The organism is Roseobacter sp. MH60115 (assembly GCF_015644665.1).
GTDB lineage: Bacteria > Pseudomonadota > Alphaproteobacteria > Rhodobacterales > Rhodobacteraceae > Roseobacter.
In genome coordinates this window covers 101,968-114,650 of sequence record NZ_JADOBQ010000002.1, presented here as the reverse complement: position 1 = coordinate 114,650, position 12,683 = coordinate 101,968, and the positions used below count along the sequence as shown (strand labels likewise).

Sequence of the window (12,683 nt, the reverse complement as noted above, 5' to 3'; positions counted from 1 at the left end):
AACTTCCTCCATCAGGAATTTGTATGTACAACTTGATAGTAATGACTCTGGCCTGTCAAGGACGAGTTTGACCGATCCCGACGCGCGTGCGCAGAAGGGTTTGCGTGACCTCAATGGCATTGTCATCGGCAGGACCCGCCTGCCGACGCTTATATATCGGATTTATCGCAATTGGATGTCACGCTTATGCGATCTCGCCTGCGCGTTTGCGGACGCGAGCGGGCGTTAATTCATCCGCGCAAGCTGGACTGCATTGCTGAGCCGCAGAGGGTTCTGCCGATGGTGGTCAAAAAACCAATCCAGTTCGCTCATCTCCAGCGCGCTGATCCCCAACCGACCGGCGTAAGGATCGTCGAAATTCCACCCATGCCGTTCAATATAATCCGCGCCGTAGACTTCGTCGAAGAGCGGCGTGCCCGGGCGCACGGAAAGCGGCGCCAGTCCGTAGTAGACACCTGTCCGGGAAATCCAGTCGTTCAGCGCCCGCAGACTGTTCTCGGATTCATTGCGAAACCCGACCATCAAAAACGCCAGTGGGATGATCCCGCAGTCCCGCGCAAGCAGTATGGATTTCGTCACCTCGTCATCCACCAGCGGCTTGCGGAGACCGTCGCGCAGCGCTGCATCGGGGGTTTCGATCCCGAACCACATCGCCACGCACCCCGCCGCGCGCATGGCGACCAGCATCTCGCGCGAGATCCGGTCGGTCCTGGTTTGGCACACCCATTCGAACCGCAAATCCCGTTCCCGGATGCGGTCGCAGAGCGCCATCACCCAGCGCTCGTCGATGGTGAACGTATAGTCGAGAAAGAAGAAGTTGCGCGTGCCAAAGCGGATGATCTGAATTTCGATCTCGTCAAGCACGTGGTTAATAGATCGTTTCCTGAGCTTGGTGCCAAAGAACAAATGGCAAAAGCTGCAGGCATAGGGACAGCCTCGATTGGCGAGCACAAGGCCGCCCTGGACCTGACGCGCGGTTTGATCGGCAAAGACGCCTTCGTTGTAGTAGTGCTGCATCTCGACGAAATCGAACCGCGGTGCGGTCAGGTCGGCGATTTCCTCGCGGTCGGCATAGCGTGGCTCATCGTTGGGGAATACTTGCGGCACCTCCGGCCATGCCTGAACGAAGTCGGGGATGACAACCTCATGCTCGCCCCGCAGGGCATGATCCGCACCGGTAAAATCGCAGGTGGCCTGGCCGTTCACAGTGGGGTGGGAGCCGACAATCGCCACGGGTGCCTCCGACTGGCACCGGATGTCGGCCACGGCGTCGCGCACAAATCCGATGTCCTCCGGAAAGCACTGCGCGGTGTCGTATTCGGAGGTTGCAACAATGTGCAGATCTGCGGCGGCCGGCCCGAAAGGCGCTTCAAGACGCCTGATGCGCAGGTCATTGATGACGACCTCGTGTCCCTGCTCGCGCAGCCGTGTCGCGGCATAGAGCAACCCCATCGGGACCTGACGAAAAAGTCTGCGGCTCAATTCTGCGGGAATAATCATCTCGATGTTCACGGGTTCATGACCTCCTGTTTTCTGGGGTGCGATGACGGCTGGCGATCCGTTGGTGGCGTGCCGCCCCATTGCGCAAGAGTCTTCAACAGATCCTGGGCAAGGTCCGGCTGGGACGGCAACAGGTCGGGGCGGTGATAGACATGTGTCCTCAGACCGGAGCGGCCCCAGCGCAGCTTGACGACAAAGCAACGGCCAGCCTCGGTGACGCCCTTAGGCTCGTCCAGATAAAGCCGTTTCACACCCTCCGGCATTGGCTGCGGTCGGTCGGGTGGCGGTGTCACAACCAACATGACCGGCGTTGTCGGTGGCGATGCAGGGTCGTTGTCCCACGACACGAAACCTTGCCGAATGCGCAGGCTGCGCAAAAATGCCAGTCGCGCCTGCGCAAGCGTTTTGGCAAAATCATGGCCCAGCGGCACGCGGTATGCGAGCGTGTCGCCAAAATGGCCAACGGCGTCCGGCATCGCCAAGTCACCGCGTGCGGAATACGGCGTCCGGATCAGAAAATCATCCCGATCAAGGCGCGGCGCCAGGACATGCGTCAAAGCGGCAAGGGCAATCAGGGGCAGGCTGGCGCCCTCGCGGTGCGATCGTGCACGGAGTGCCGCGCTTTCGGCCTCGGACAGGCACGCACGGCTTTCGTGATACGCGGAGGCCGCAGAAGCGGCGACGGGGTCAAACACCGGTGTCGCGCCTGCCATCATGCTTTCCCATCGGCGTTTCAAATCCCCATTTTTGGAGGAACGCGCGTCCTCAAGGGACTGGGAATACTTCAGAAATGCCGCATCCGTGCTCTCCTCCGCCTGTCCGGCCAGCCAGGTGCACAGGCTCCGCTGGACGGCCCCTCGGCTACCGGTGTCGGCCAGCACATAGTGCCAGGCCACGACGACAAGCGTTCCGTCTTCGACCGGCATCACCCCTGCCCGCCAAAGCGGTGCGCCGTCCGGATCAAATGGCGCGCGCACGAAGGTTTGGGCTGCCGACCGCCAATCCGGATCTGGCGCGAGCCTGCTCAGCGGAAGCGGGCTGGGGATCGGACCGACATGCTGCCTGGGCGGGTCGTGCCGGGTGAACGTTACCCGGAAAGCCGCATGACGGGTCGCGAGGTACAGCACCGCTGCCTCAAGTGCGGCGAGATCAAACCGCGCATCTGCCTGCAGAATGACGTAGAGCGTGTTGCTGCGCGGCTGTGACAGACCGCTGCGCAATCGGTGCAGAAGGTGTTTCTGAATGCGTGTCACTGGCCAATCCATCCGCACCGGCCTCCTCTCACTGCCCCGACGCATGCGCCGAGAGGTCGGGGGCAAACAGGCTCTTTGGATCGGCGGCGAATAACCTGTCGATCATCGTGCCGCGCCAGGTTCGGATCGCGGCGGTCTGCGTGACCCATTGTTGCAGGTGAAACGGGTCGGCACGCAGCCCCAAGCTGTTGAGATGGCTTGACCCCATAACCGTATCCGTGTGGTGCAGCACCCATGAAGCCGCCGCTGCGATGGCCGGAGACCTCTTGCACCACGTCCGAAAACGGGCGCGCTGCGCGCCGGTCAGCGCATGGCACAGGACAGAAACATCAAGGAACTTTGGCAAGCGAACTCCGGCCAGATCGTTGACACCCAAGGTCTGCTGATGCCGCGCTTCGCGATAAATGTGCATGGAGACGTCCAGCAAGTGGAAGGCGAGATCGCTCTGCCCCACCGGTTCAGACTGGCCCTCGACCACCGCCAGCGCGTCTAGAAGGATCGGCTCGAACTGATCTCTCTGCGAGTGCTGTGCCCAGGCCAGGTCGAAACACAGATCAAGCTTTATCGCAGGTAAAACCGGATCCTCCGCCCGCACCAACTGCATCGGCGGCAGATGATCCGGCGTCATGTCGTAGTAGATTTTCTCCCTGCGTGATGTGGGTTGAAACCGGCCGGTCACCGCATCGAACCATCCTGCGGCGAAGCCTTGCGCCTGTGCGACCCGCAGTGCAGCGCGGCGTGCATCGGGCGGGATGAAGACATCGATGTCATTGAACTCCCGCAGGCCGGTACCGCCATAGAGCGCGGTGTCCAAATGGCACCCCTTGCGGAGAATTGAGGGGATACCGGCATCCAAGAACGCCGCTTGCAGTGCGAGCGCAACCGCGCGCTTTTTTGCATTGCGCACCGCGCCCAGCATCCGGGCGTCTACGAAGAATTTGTCAATGCGCCGCTCGCGTACCGGGCGTGGTATGTCCTGTGACAGCAGGCTCGTCGCAACGAAGGTCGCCATTCTGTGGCGCTGCGCCAGCAACAGAAGCGCCATATGATCGAGCGCCTCGGGCACCTCGGGCCAGTCTGCTCCGACAGCCCTGGCACGGGCGGAGGCCAGCATAAAGGCCTGCTCTGGAGTTAATTCCATCTTGCAGGTCTCCTCTCCTCCAAATCAACGGGTGCGGCCTTGCCTGTCGTATCGGGTTCCGTGGAAAGGAAGGCGCGCAACCTCTCCGCAGCGTCCCCCGCCGCGGCATCCAGACGCGTATCCAGAACCACACGCCCGTGTTCGATCATCGCAATCCGGGCGTCGGGTGGCAGCAGACCGAACCGGTGGGTCACGACGATGGCAACCCGCGAAGCCAGATGCGCGAGAATGGCAGGCCAGATGCGCGCTTCTGTTTCGGGATCCAGTGCAGACGTGGGCTCGTCCAGCAGAACAACCGGCGCATCGCTCAACAGGATGCGCGCCAACGCCAGACGCTGCAGCTGCCCCTGCGACAGCGTTGCTGCACCACCACCCAGAGAGGCCGAAAGCCCACGGCGGGAGGAACCATCCATCAAAGAGGCAATGCAGGCGCGCATCTCCACAGCCTCCAAGGCATGCCACAGGTCTTCCTCCGTGAGGCCGTCACGGGCGAGCATGAGGTTGTCCCGAATGGGGATGTTGAAGAATTGCGGCTCTTGCCGGGCCACGGCCAACCGTGCGCGCAGATCGTCCTGCGGCATCTTCCCGACGGGTACGCCGTTCAGGGCCACTTCACCGGACTCCTGTTTGAGAAACCGCGCGACAAGCGCAAGCATCGTCGATTTTCCGTGACCGGACGGCCCCAGAAGAAAGAGCGTCTCGCCACGTGTGCAGGTCAGATTGATGCCATGCAGGACCCTGCCCGCCCCGGCATGGGTGGCGCTGACATCGCGGAAGGTCAGGGTCTCAATCTCATCGGGTACGGCCTGCAGATCTGTCTCGTCGGTCATCGCAGGCCTGCGCGCGATGGTGCGGGTCGAGTTGTTGAGCGTACCCAAAGCATCGGACAGCGCATTGAGACTGAACATGATATCAAGCGAGATCGCTTGGAGCCGCGTCAGGATCGCAACCGCCCCGGCCACGGCGCCGACGCTGACCATGCCCCGGGACCACAGCCAGACCGACAGCCCGGCGACCGACAACAACAGCCCCGCATTCAGCGACCAGACAGAGGCAACCATCGAGGTCGAAATGCGTGTCTGTCGGCGGATCACCTGCAGTACCTCGCGCAGGTCGTCTTCGACCGGGTCCGCCCTGCGCCACGCAAAGAGCCGCGCCAGAGCGAAGTTGCCGTAGACGTCCACCAGAGTGCCGTTCAGCTCAGAGAGCGCCTCGGCGCTTTGATCCGCAGCGGTCTGATTGCGCGGTATCCACGTCTTGAGCAGAAACACGTAGCACACCAGCCAAACCAGCACCAGAATCGCCAGCCTGAGATCCATCGTGATCAAAAGGCCGATGGTGAGCACCAGGCTGACGGCACCGCTCCAGATGTGATCTGCCGCAATGCGCATCCCCTGCCGGAAGGCGCTGCCGGTCTGGCTGACCTTCGCGGCAACACGTCCCGGGGCCGCATCCCGAAAGAACGCAGGATCCTGAACGTTCACGTGACGGTGAAAGACCCGCCGCGCCACGGTGCCCAGGGTCGGGTTGAAGCTCTGGTTCTTCACCACGAGATAGACAAACCCCACGACCGGTTTCGCCACAACGAGCGCAGCGAAGATGTAAAACCCCTGCAGCCCCGCCCCCTCGGCGTTGGCAAGAAGATCGACCAACCCGCCCAAGTGCCACAGGATCAGCGTATCGATCAGGGTGATCAACGCCGCCGTCAGCGCCAGCCCGGCCAACGGCCAGCGCACCTTTGCCAGTATCTTGAAGATCACGCGACGGGACGTGGTCGGAGGAATGAGCGGGTTGGGTTCCGGCAAAAGCTGGAACGGATCAAAGGCCCGCTCCGCCATATCGTATATGCGTCCGATCAGCATGTTGCGGCAGACCTGCTCTGGCGCGCGCGGTCTACAGTTTCGAGCCGAGCCGATGCGACGAGATCCGCAAAATCGTGGACAAAGGGGTGTGGCGCACCGCGCAACAATCGATCCATCTCGGCAAAGGCGTCCTCGGGGGTGTAAGCTGCCTCATACCCGACCGTTTGCCGCGCCAGAACCGGATCGAGATTGACATAGCCGAACCCGCCGGTGCCAAGATAGTCCAATCCGTCACCCGCGGTAACGTTGGCCTGCGGGAAGTGCCTGGGGAGTGCACTGACATACTCGCGAAGGGGCCGCACCCCGCCACTGACGTTCATGCGCATCGGCACATCCCTGCGGGGCGCCGCAAGGACCCGCAGACACGCCTGCCAGATGTCACCATAGTAGAGGAAATCGGTGCATTGGTCGGCGCCGGGAACACGCCGCGATTCTCCAGCGCGGGCGGCGTGCAGCAAGTCGACAAGGATTGTCTGATGCCCGTGTTTTTCCGCGGTTTTCCCGAGGCCAAATGTCGATGCAAGCCTCAGACCGGTCACCGTCAAACCGTATTGGATCGCATAGCGCTCGGCGATCATCTCGATGCTAAGTTTGGTCATGTCGTAGACGGATCGCTCGACATCCACCTGCGTGGGGTGATCCTCCGTCAAAGCTGGGGGAACCTTGTCAGCGTGCAGCCACGGGTAGACGCCGCGGCTGCTCATGAAAATCACCTGCGCGGTGGGGTTGTCTTTCAGGATGGAACAGAGATTGGTCAATCCCAGCACGTTCGAGGACACAAGCTCCAGCGGGTCGCAGACGCCTGCCACATCCATTCGACCGGCGCAGTGGATGACCCGATTGATCCGGTGGTCGGCGATGTAGTCGGCAAAGGCGGCGCGGTCGGAAACGTCAAGCGCATCAATCCCTTGTCCAACCATGATATCAACCGCGTGGACCCGCCACCCCGTCGCGCGACACCGTGCAAGAATATAGCCGCCGATGCCCCCGGACGCGCCTGTGATCAGCAATGACATGCGCTCATCTCCCGCTGCAGTGTGGTGAGGTGACCGGTGTCATCCGCGACCCGGTTCGGAGCGGTGTTGATGCGGGCCCATCCCATGCTTTCCGCCATCACCGACAACAGCGTGGCCGTGGCCCGCGCAAGCTGCAGGAAGCGGTCTGCGGGGGCCAGGTGCGCCAAACCGGGAGGGGCGACCGTTTCCCATGGGGAAAACCTGCCACCCTTTCGTTCAAGCGCGGTCTCTGGCGGCACATCGACCAGCACGCCGCTTGGCGTTCCGGTCACCGGCGCGTAGGCGTCGATGATCCCCGAGGCGAGGCCCGGCACATCCGCCTGCCCGGACGCCATGGCCAGTGCCAGGAACTTGCACAACCGCTTGTGCGCCCAGCTGTCGGAGATCATTGGCATATCGGGTGATTGGCTGCGCGCCGCATCCAGCCTGAACTTGTAGAGCAGGGCATCCACTTCGGCGATCCGCTGCAGATGCGCGCAGGCTTCGGGGAACCCTTTAGCAGCCGCAACCACGGTCAGGATATGTGCCTGATAGACAGGCCTGATCGCCTCCGGGATCGCCTCGCGTTGCCCAAGACGGATCAGGATCGGGGTGGGCTCATCCACGGACGACTGTTTTGCAAGCAGGTTATCGACCAAGGTCGTCTTGCCCGCCCCGTCGATCCCCTCGACCACCAGGAACGGGCCGCCTGCCGACAGTCTGTGCCCAGCAGCCACGCCCCGGAACCGGCGACGGACCAGATCGCAGAGCCACGGGGGCACGGGAATGGCGTCCGGGCTATTCGGCATGGAGCGGGTGAGGCTTTTGTACCGGCGCCACCGGCATCTTGAAGAAGTTATCCGATACCTCCGGCAACACGCCGGCATCACCGCGTCGCCGCGCCCGGGCACACTCCAGCACCGCCGGCAGAATAACCCCTGCCGCGTTGGGGCTGTCCGTGACCGTCAGGTTCAGATTGATCTCCACCTGCATGCCCAACGCCAGCTCTGCGCCAATCATGACATGCGCCCGCTTGTTGTCCCCCAGCGGTTCGACAAATCCGTTCGGCCCGATGTCCGGGATGTCCAGGCCCTCGACATGGCTCTGCACCGCCGAGGTCTTGGTGACGTTTTTGTAGGCCCTGCGCGCCGCATCGGTCATGTTTCGGAAATCGGCATTGCCGCCAATGTTCATCTGGTAGGTGCGCGTGATCTGGCCGCCCTTGCGCTGGATCAGATCGACCAGCGTCTGATGTACGGTCGTGGTGCCCATCTGGCTTTTGACATCGTCACCAAAGAGCGGAACGCCAGCTTCCTGAAACCGTGCCGCCCAACCGGCATTGGTTGCCAGCGGGATCGGAATGCAGTTCACGAAGCCACACCCGACCTGCAGCGCGGCGTCCGCGTAAAACTCCGTAGCCTCCCTGGCGCCGGTGGGCAGCATGTTCACGACGATGTCCGCGGAGGTATCGGCCAACACCTGGTGGACATCCGCGTCCGGCACGTCTGCCTCGATCACGCTTTCGGCCAGCGGGCCATCAATCCCGTCAAGACGCGGCCCTTTCTGCACGGTCACCCCCGTATGCGGAACACGCCAGACGACGGGCGTGCAATTCGTTGACGCCTCGACCGCGTCCCCCAGATCCTGCCCGACCTTCTCACGATCAACGTCAAAGGCCGCGACGATACGAAAATCCTCGTTTGAATGCGGACGCCCGTTGGCCCAGAACACCCCGCCGTACCGGTCGTTGGCAGAGGTGCTCAGCGCACCGTGGATGAGTTGCGTCAGCGAGGAACCGCAGTTGCCCATCCCGACAACGGCGACCCGGATAGCGTTATTCTGTAGCATGCAGATTTTCCGTTCTTACTGTTTTGGCGATGATGTGAATCCCGGCCTCCAGAAAGGCCGAGCGCTCCGGCCCATTGCGCAGCTCGGCGATGGGCGTACCGCGTGACGTGCAGTAGCGGCGCAGCTCTGCTGTCTGCTCCGCGCGCTTTGCAAATTTCTCCCTGATCCGCTCCGGGGTGAACCTGCGCGGTGAACGGCGTTGCGCGCGTTCTGCCGCAACCACAGGATCATCCTCGACGCACAGCATCAGCACCGGTCGCGCCACAGGGTCCAGCACTTCCGCCTGTGCCGCGCCCTTTGGAAAGGAATCGCACAGTGTCAAATGGCGGGTAAAAAGCGGCTTTGCAGCCTCTATCAGCTTGGCAAAGTCGAACGGCTGCGGCGGCGCGTTGGTGACCAGGTCATCGAACCTGAGAAACCTGATCCCCAGGCGGCGCGCCACCGCGCGGCAGAGCGTGGTCTTGCCGACCCCCGGCAGCCCCGAGACAAAAATCGCCGGGGTGGTCATGCGACTGCCCCCCGCACAAAGTCATCGGTGATGTCGCGCACATTATGCAGCACACCGCGCGCCAGCTCTTCACAGGCACGGGCCGCCGCGACGTCTGCGGCGCCATCGATCTGAATGATTGTGCAAAGCGGGTCATTCAGAGGACGACCGGTCTGGGTGGAGATTGTGACCTCGCATTTCAGCCCGAGGCTGTCATGCACGTCGGTAGCGATCCACCGGGCCGCGAGATCGAGGATCTTGCCGGAGTGATACCGGGGATTCTTGCCCGCCGGTGCCTCAATCGACATCGGGCGCGCGGGCGTGATCAGACCGGAGGTTCGATTGCCCCTGCCGACGGCCCCGACGTCGCCGGTGTCGAGACAGGACCCGTAGTGGCTCATGTAGACAACGTCGTCAGTGTCACGGGTGTTGAGGTCGATCCCAAAGGTGATCCCGCGCTCACCCCCCTGTGCGTTCAACCTGCGCTGAACACGGTCCGCGATCAGGGTACGAATATTCTCCAACTCCCGATCGTAGAAGGCACGGTCCGGGCAAAGACTGGCCTTGAACGGAATACAGGCTGTGACCTGTATGTCGTCCGAGACGCGTTGGCAGATCACCTTGATGTCGGTGCCGATAAAGGGATGGTCCGCGCGGAATGCTTCGCTGTAGAAGTGGTCGCCCAGGTCACGCGTGATGTCTTCCACGAGGCTGAACGGCGCGTGACCCGAGCAGATCACCGCGTCATTTGCCTCGATCATGTTGACCTGTGATGGAATATCGCCGCCGGTGGGGCGATACCACGCGTCCTTGCGGCCCGCCCCCTGATAGCAATTCGTCATGATGTCCACGACGAGGTCCCGCTGCGGATCATAGATGTCCACGATATCCGACAACACGGCATCAGCCGCCGCACGGGCAATCCGCTGCATCGGGATTTCGTGATCTCCCACATGGGTGGTGGCCTTGCCGATCACCAGAAGACGCATCGGGTTCACCATCCGGCTGCGGCCGAATTCGAACTCCGACTCGCCCCCGATGAGAACGCATTTATCGACCCAGTGATTGCAGATGTGACCAAAGTGCTCGAGGCAATACTGACTGTAGCGCCGCGATATCTCGTCAGCGATCGCATCGACGACCGAATCCGGATGGCCTTTGCCTTTGACCTCCACGATCTCGAACTGTTTAAAGTCCGGCGCTTTGAGATTGTTGAACACTTTGATCATCTGTGAGCCTCCGTTTGTCAGAATCCTTTGGGGTCGTTTTCTTCATGCGGGTCAGACAGCGCTGCCGGTGGCATGCGCTGCGCCAGCATGGCCTTTATCCGAGCCGGAGAGCGCCAATGCGCCAGCGCCAACTCGTCTTCTGTGAATTCCGCTCCGATCAGTTCCTCAAGCGTCAGCACCAGGTGCGCCATCTGCAGCGACGGCAATCCATGATCGGTCAGGGATGTGCTGTCGTTTTTTACCGGCGCCAACCCGACCGAAGCACAGACGCGCGCGACCGCGGTATCGACCAAGTGGTCAGACGACAGCTCTGCGGGGTGCGCATGGTTCATCTTGCCGCGCCCTCCAAGTCTCTTTCGGCAAGGGTCAAAGCGCTCTCCAGCCCGTGTCGATCGATCATCGCCAGCGCGGTGCGCTCCAAGCCGAAAGCAACACAAGCGGACATGGCGCGACGTCCATCCGGGGCCCGAAGGTCCCAGACGTCCGAGAAATGGGGGCCGTGCCGGTTGATGCTTGAAATGGCGCAATCCAGACCGTCGAGCGGGCAGTTCAATTCCAGCTTTTCACCCGTCTGGCGCTGCCTGCTGCGCATGATCCGGGCTGTCGGTCCGGTGAAAGGGTCGCTGGCCGCGTCGATCTGACCATCCAGCCCAAAGCGATCACACAGGCCCGTCCATCGGCTGCGCCATGCCTCCGCAAAGGTCTCGACCCTTTCCTCGTGACCAACACAGACCCATTCGCGGACGCTGAAGCTCTGCCAGCGTTTCGACTGTTGCGACGGCTCGGCCCTGAAGACGGAGCCCTTCATGGCATAGAGCCCGACAACGCCACGGCCCTTTGCCGCGCGACGTCCCAACAGCGGGTACAGCAGGTGGCAAACGGCCGGAACAAGCACCATGGCCTCGCCGGGGTCGGCATGACCTTTGCCCCCACAGCCACAGGCAGTCTGCGGTGCGACGCCCGCCAGCAATTCGGGAAAGTGCATATCGTACTTATGCGCCGTGGCGGTGGCCCCCGGCATCTGCGGTGGCGTGGCGAAGTCTTCGAACGCACCGGGCGGTTCCGCCTCCATGATGACCGCGTCAATCGCTGCGACAAGCTGCATGAACCGCGCGCCCTGCACATAGATCCCTGGCGACCCCGAGGGATGAAGCTCCCCCCGGTCCAGGAGCATTGCGAGCGTTGCTCCCGTGGCCTTCATACCGCCCGCTCCCGCATGCTGAGCGCTGCTGATGCCGCCATGGCCGTGCGCAACCGGCTATTGGAAACCATCAACGGTGCGGACAGGATGTCGCGTATCTCCGGCCCCAGCGCGCAGGACCCTGTGTCGCCGTAAGCAGGGAACCCGGCGAGATCGAGGCAATCCATCACCACCTGCCGCGCCGTCTCCGATGCCTCGATCTTGAGTCCATTGAACACCGACGTGCGCCGCGTCCGGGCCACCAGCCCGTCATCGAGAGGCCCGGTCAACAGTGCCATCGCCTGTGTCTGCATGGCCCACCAGCGATCCATCCTGTGGTTGATCGCCGCCAGCGCCGGACCGGCAGAGGAAAGCCCGCCGGAACGTCGTAAGGCAGTTGTTGCCTTGCAGACCGCCCGGCGGGCGATCCCGTACCACACCGCACTCCAGCACAGGTGGCTGTAGGGTTGCATCGTCTGGCGCAGGATTTCGGTATAGGGCACATCCATTACACACGCCCGGGGGAAGCGCGCCAGGAGCCTGTAGCCGTGCGATTCCGTCCCGCGCATCCCCAGGCCGGACCAGTCCCGCACGCGCCGCAGCCGCACGTCCCGCGTCGGAATGGCGACAAGAACCTGGTCGCTCTCCTCCGCCTGAGCATCGCGCCGTGCGGTGACAAGGATCAGATCAGATTGTTCGGCGTAGGACAGCACAGAGGCGTCCTTTTCCAGAAAGCCATTGCCCTTGCCGTCGTCACGAACCGCACATAGGGACCGCGAGATGTCTCCGCCGGTCGCCTGCTCCGTGGTACTGGACGCCAGCAGCCACTGGCCGGTCAAAGCCTCGGGCACCTGTTGCAGAGCCTCGCCGCCATGCCGCTGCAGACAAGCCAGCATGATATGATGCATCGCAAAGATCAGACCGGTGGAACTGCAGGCTTCCCCGACCGCCCGGCAGAGCGAAACAAGTGTCGAGAGCGCCTCATCCTCCTGCCCCTCGGGCGGCTGCAGCCATCCTGCACCCCGCAAGGCCGCTATCCCCTCGACCGGGAACCGCGCCTCTGCATCAACTGCACAGGCATGGTCGCGAACACAGGCCAGAGCCTCGACGGTCGGGTCAGTGGAGGGGATATCAAGGGGGACTGAAATGGCCATATTCCTCGTCTTTGCGTGGTGAAGGGGCAGGGAG

Annotated in this window: 12 protein-coding genes; all 12 read right to left on the bottom strand. The window is 62.6% G+C overall.

Annotated elements, in window-relative coordinates:
• Positions 1-225 precede the first annotated feature (225 nt).
• Genes ISX84_RS23440 through ISX84_RS06105 form a run of 12 tightly spaced genes read right to left on the bottom strand, consistent with a single transcriptional unit; the run spans position 226 to position 12,649 of the window.
• Positions 226-1,512, bottom strand: coding sequence for a B12-binding domain-containing radical SAM protein (locus ISX84_RS23440; protein WP_195819476.1), 1,287 nt, complete (start codon positions 1,510-1,512; stop codon positions 226-228).
• Positions 1,509-2,765, bottom strand: a complete 1,257-nt coding sequence (locus tag ISX84_RS06155; protein ID WP_195819475.1) for a condensation domain-containing protein — start codon at positions 2,763-2,765, stop codon at positions 1,509-1,511. The genes ISX84_RS23440 and ISX84_RS06155 overlap by 4 nt, the downstream gene beginning before the upstream one ends.
• Positions 2,766-2,781: 16 nt before the next feature.
• Positions 2,782-3,894, bottom strand: coding sequence for a nucleotidyltransferase family protein (locus ISX84_RS06150; protein WP_195819474.1), 1,113 nt, complete (start codon positions 3,892-3,894; stop codon positions 2,782-2,784).
• Positions 3,885-5,756 carry an ABC transporter ATP-binding protein gene (locus tag ISX84_RS06145; RefSeq protein WP_195819473.1) on the bottom strand — a complete coding sequence of 624 codons (1,872 nt, stop codon included), beginning with the start codon at positions 5,754-5,756 and terminating at the stop codon, positions 3,885-3,887. Before ISX84_RS06145 ends, ISX84_RS06150 begins: the two co-directional genes overlap by 10 nt.
• Positions 5,750-6,772 (bottom strand): NAD-dependent epimerase/dehydratase family protein, encoded by a 1,023-nt coding sequence (locus tag ISX84_RS06140; RefSeq protein ID WP_195819472.1) that lies wholly within the window; start codon positions 6,770-6,772, stop codon positions 5,750-5,752. The genes ISX84_RS06145 and ISX84_RS06140 overlap by 7 nt, the downstream gene beginning before the upstream one ends.
• Positions 6,760-7,560 (bottom strand): hypothetical protein, encoded by an 801-nt coding sequence (locus ISX84_RS06135; RefSeq protein WP_195819471.1) that lies wholly within the window; start codon positions 7,558-7,560, stop codon positions 6,760-6,762. The genes ISX84_RS06140 and ISX84_RS06135 overlap by 13 nt, the downstream gene beginning before the upstream one ends.
• Positions 7,550-8,599: an inositol-3-phosphate synthase gene (locus ISX84_RS06130; protein ID WP_195819470.1), complete on the bottom strand. Its 1,050-nt coding sequence runs from the start codon at positions 8,597-8,599 to the stop codon at positions 7,550-7,552. Before ISX84_RS06130 ends, ISX84_RS06135 begins: the two co-directional genes overlap by 11 nt.
• Positions 8,586-9,107 carry an AAA family ATPase gene (locus ISX84_RS06125; protein WP_195819469.1) on the bottom strand — a complete coding sequence of 174 codons (522 nt, stop codon included), beginning with the start codon at positions 9,105-9,107 and terminating at the stop codon, positions 8,586-8,588. Before ISX84_RS06125 ends, ISX84_RS06130 begins: the two co-directional genes overlap by 14 nt.
• The gene (locus ISX84_RS06120; RefSeq protein ID WP_195819468.1) at positions 9,104-10,315 is read right to left on the bottom strand and encodes a methionine adenosyltransferase; all 1,212 of its coding nucleotides are present in this window, start codon (positions 10,313-10,315) and stop codon (positions 9,104-9,106) included. The genes ISX84_RS06125 and ISX84_RS06120 overlap by 4 nt, the downstream gene beginning before the upstream one ends.
• Positions 10,316-10,332: 17 nt before the next feature.
• Positions 10,333-10,647 (bottom strand): phosphopantetheine-binding protein, encoded by a 315-nt coding sequence (locus tag ISX84_RS06115; protein WP_195819467.1) that lies wholly within the window; start codon positions 10,645-10,647, stop codon positions 10,333-10,335.
• On the bottom strand, positions 10,644-11,516 hold the full coding sequence (locus ISX84_RS06110; protein ID WP_195819466.1) for a hypothetical protein: 873 nt from the start codon (positions 11,514-11,516) through the stop codon (positions 10,644-10,646). Before ISX84_RS06110 ends, ISX84_RS06115 begins: the two co-directional genes overlap by 4 nt.
• The gene (locus ISX84_RS06105; RefSeq protein ID WP_195819465.1) at positions 11,513-12,649 is read right to left on the bottom strand and encodes an acyl-CoA dehydrogenase family protein; all 1,137 of its coding nucleotides are present in this window, start codon (positions 12,647-12,649) and stop codon (positions 11,513-11,515) included. Before ISX84_RS06105 ends, ISX84_RS06110 begins: the two co-directional genes overlap by 4 nt.
• Between the last annotated feature and the right edge of the window lie 34 nt (positions 12,650-12,683).

Coding starts and splice junctions, on each gene's coding strand:
- ISX84_RS06155 (WP_195819475.1), bottom strand. CDS start 2,765: ATGGATTGGCCAGTGACACGCATTCAGAAACACCTTCTGCACCGATTG.
- ISX84_RS06150 (WP_195819474.1), bottom strand. CDS start 3,894: ATGGAATTAACTCCAGAGCAGGCCTTTATGCTGGCCTCCGCCCGTGCC.
- ISX84_RS06145 (WP_195819473.1), bottom strand. CDS start 5,756: ATGCTGATCGGACGCATATACGATATGGCGGAGCGGGCCTTTGATCCG.
- ISX84_RS06140 (WP_195819472.1), bottom strand. CDS start 6,772: ATGTCATTGCTGATCACAGGCGCGTCCGGGGGCATCGGCGGCTATATT.
- ISX84_RS06135 (WP_195819471.1), bottom strand. CDS start 7,560: ATGCCGAATAGCCCGGACGCCATTCCCGTGCCCCCGTGGCTCTGCGAT.
- ISX84_RS06130 (WP_195819470.1), bottom strand. CDS start 8,599: ATGCTACAGAATAACGCTATCCGGGTCGCCGTTGTCGGGATGGGCAAC.
- ISX84_RS06125 (WP_195819469.1), bottom strand. CDS start 9,107: ATGACCACCCCGGCGATTTTTGTCTCGGGGCTGCCGGGGGTCGGCAAG.
- ISX84_RS06120 (WP_195819468.1), bottom strand. CDS start 10,315: ATGATCAAAGTGTTCAACAATCTCAAAGCGCCGGACTTTAAACAGTTC.
- ISX84_RS06115 (WP_195819467.1), bottom strand. CDS start 10,647: ATGAACCATGCGCACCCCGCAGAGCTGTCGTCTGACCACTTGGTCGAT.
- ISX84_RS06110 (WP_195819466.1), bottom strand. CDS start 11,516: ATGAAGGCCACGGGAGCAACGCTCGCAATGCTCCTGGACCGGGGGGAG.
- ISX84_RS06105 (WP_195819465.1), bottom strand. CDS start 12,649: ATGGCCATTTCAGTCCCCCTTGATATCCCCTCCACTGACCCGACCGTC.